The following is a 2,450-nucleotide window of genomic DNA, read 5'->3' as shown; positions in this document are numbered from 1 at the left end:
CGGTTGACCCCCATCGAGTACGAGACCATCATGACCCCACCGGCCAATCAGGCCGCGTGACTGAAACTGTCACCTATCGGTGCAGCAGACCCTGCGGCGACCCGCCCATAGGGGCTACGAGCATCAAGTGAACAAGATCGCAGAGGCGGCCCTTTCCGCATGTCGTCAGAGCACCCTGCGTCACGCGCGCGGATGAGAGCAGGCGTTGATCTTCTAGGACCGCCATGCCGAGACCCTCATATGGCGTAGCAAGCCGCTATCCAGGGACGGACCAACGAGGGATCGGTTTCAGTGCATGCAGGATTCCGCATGCTGCAGTTAAGGTAGCCGATTTGTCGGTTCTTCAGGCTTAGGGCGTTGTCACTCTCCATCGGCTACGCTGTAGACACCTACAGCACTAGCGCTCGGAGGGTTGAGGTTTGGCGCTGTCGTATCAGTACGTGGCGGTGGGGAACGGGTCGCGAACGGATCACCCGATTCCCGACCTGCCGTTTGTCGATGACTCCCATCTGCCGGTGGATGACCCGGATGCGATCGAGGCGGTCGGTCGTAAGCGCGATGCTGGGACGTGGGGTCGTACGGATTCGTGCAAGGACGGTGGTTGGGTCGCGTTCACCACTGACTCGTTGCGACCGGACCTGGGCTGGGTGGTGCGGTGGCATCCTGAGCATGGCCGGTCGGTGGTGTTGTACCGCAACGAGGACGTCGCCAGCGCGTACATGTCGTACGAGGATGAGGCGTTGTTGTTCCGTTCCGGCGGCTACTGGTGGGACGGTGTGACGTGGTACCGGCCGTCGCAGGTGTTCGACCGGGCTCGGGAGATCTACGTCAGCCGGCCGGTTCCCGCGGCGTTGACTATCAGTGCCGCCGATCAACCGCAGGGCGACCCGAGCAAGGGTGTCCTGTGGGCGATCGCCGATCTCGACCTGGACGCGGTGCGGGTGGCGGGGTCGCGTCACTGGCGTGATGACTTCGCCCTCTGGGCGGCCCGGCACGGTGGCGGCCGGCACCTGGCCGGCTGCGTGGTGCACCTGACCGCCCCGGAACTCGCCGCGGATCAACTGCTCGGCGTGGCTGAGCTGGCCGAGGTCGCTGGGATCGGCGCCAGCACCCTGCGCGCCTACCAGGCCCGCGGCGAAAGCGAGGTACCGCTACCCCAGGCCATCGTCGGCGGGCGCAGCATGTGGTCGCGTCCGGTCGCCGAGGACTGGGCCGAAACCCGCGCCCGCTCCCGTGACGGCGTCGCCCGCACCATGGCCGACCGTGACCACGACAACCTGTCGATCGGCGTCGCCCGGTTGTGGGACTACTTCACCACCGCCTTCACCATCGACCTGTGGGACCGCGACAGCAACCGCAAACGGTTCGCGCTGCGCTGGCGCACCAAGGCCGCGGTGCGCGAGATCGCCCACGACGTCGCCTGGACCGCAGCCGCCAGCCTCGACCGGATCGTCCCCCTGGACGACCTTGGCGCGACGATCCGCGCCGCCGTGCTGTTCGAGTTCGCCGACTGGCAGCGCACCGCACGCGACGAGGAGGTCAGCTACCCGATCAATCACGCGATCACCCGGATGCTCGACTGGCTCATCCAGCACAAGCCCGAGCAGGCCCGAGCCGTCGTCGCGGAGATCGTCGGCGAGGCCGAGCGCACCCTGAACATACCGCCGACGGTCACCGGCTTCTCCCTACGCCAAGCCCTCGCCCTCGACGGCAAGCTACTCGGAGAGAACGCCTACACCGAGTTCCTCGACCTGGTCCTGCCACCCGACAACTGACCAGGCTGCCCCTCGGCGAGCCGAGTCACGGCGGCTTCCACTCAGTGACACCATCCGCTACACATAGCGTGTGGAGCACCTGTACTGGAACCTCGGCGCTTGTGCGGGGGGAGGCACGTTCGAGGTAGAGATGCGCGGCTCGACCGCCCGGGTCTGCCTCATGGACACCGACTCCTACCAGGCCTATCTCGACGGTAACGAGTACGAGTACTTCGGCGGCTTCTACGACACCAGCCCCGTCGACCTGGAGGTGCCCTACGACGACCACTGGTACCTCGTCGTCGACAGCTACCCCCGACGAATCACCGTCAAGGTGACTCAGACCTTTGACTGACCACCACCGGGAACACGCGGGCGGGAGGTGGGGGCGGCCCTGCACGGGTGCAGAGCACCTCTGCCTCCCACCGTCCTACGTGCTCTCGGTGCTGCACTGCGCCACACCAACGGACTCTCACGTGGGACCGGGAGCGAACACTCACAGCCTCACGAGTGGTGTTCCGCGACCTCCAGGCCGCAAAGTCCGACCTGCCGGGCAAGTTCGCACTTTGCTAGACGGCCGCGCGCTCCCTCCGCTCGACTTCTAGTGCCTCGTCTTTGAACGTTGGTCGGGTAATGCGTCGGTTCTGAGGATGGATCGGGCAGGCTGTCTCCCAGCACTCGTGGTGGGAGGTGGTG

General features: G+C 66.0%; 2 protein-coding genes. Both read left to right on the top strand.

Annotated elements, in window-relative coordinates; genetic code table 11:
• Positions 1-515: 515 nt before the first annotated feature.
• Entirely contained in the window at positions 516-1,775 is a 1,260-nt protein-coding gene (locus tag AB0B63_RS32415; protein WP_357025850.1) for a hypothetical protein, read from the top strand.
• A gap of 70 nt (positions 1,776-1,845) precedes the next feature.
• The gene (locus AB0B63_RS32410) at positions 1,846-2,109 is read left to right on the top strand and encodes a DUF1883 domain-containing protein (RefSeq protein ID WP_357025847.1); all 264 of its coding nucleotides are present in this window, start codon (positions 1,846-1,848) and stop codon (positions 2,107-2,109) included.
• The last annotated feature ends 341 nt before the right edge of the window (positions 2,110-2,450 follow it).

The sequence above is a fragment of the Micromonospora sp. NPDC049081 genome (genome assembly GCF_040648835.1).
GTDB lineage: Bacteria > Actinomycetota > Actinomycetes > Mycobacteriales > Micromonosporaceae > Micromonospora > Micromonospora antibiotica.
Note: the sequence above shows the minus strand (reverse complement) of the source record. Positions and strands in the feature narration are given on the sequence as shown.